Source organism: Streptomyces hyderabadensis (assembly GCF_020404845.1).
Taxonomy (GTDB): domain Bacteria; phylum Actinomycetota; class Actinomycetes; order Streptomycetales; family Streptomycetaceae; genus Streptomyces; species Streptomyces hyderabadensis.
This window is the reverse complement of sequence record NZ_JAIOJZ010000168.1, coordinates 1-230: the sequence shown is the minus strand read 5'-3', so window position 1 is coordinate 230 and position 230 is coordinate 1. Positions and strand designations below refer to the sequence as shown.

The 230-nt window shown below is 65.7% G+C and carries 1 protein-coding gene; it reads left to right on the top strand.

The genetic code is table 11. From position 1 onward, the window contains the following. A partial coding sequence (locus K7854_RS37390) for an alpha-amylase family glycosyl hydrolase (RefSeq protein ID WP_264088208.1) occupies positions 1-230 on the top strand: 230 nt, incomplete at both ends.

Genomic DNA, 230 nt, shown 5'->3' with positions numbered 1-230 from the left:
AACGAGCCCGTGCCGGACAAGTTCGAGGACACCCCCGCCAAGGACCGCGACCCGGACTGGTTCAAACGAGCCGTCTTCTACGAGGTCCTCGTCCGCTCCTTCCAGGACAGCAACGGCGACGGCATCGGCGACCTCAAGGGTCTGACCGCCAAACTGGACTACCTGCAATGGCTGGGCGTGGACTGCCTGTGGCTCCCGCCCTTCTTCAAGTCACCGCTGCGCGACGGCGG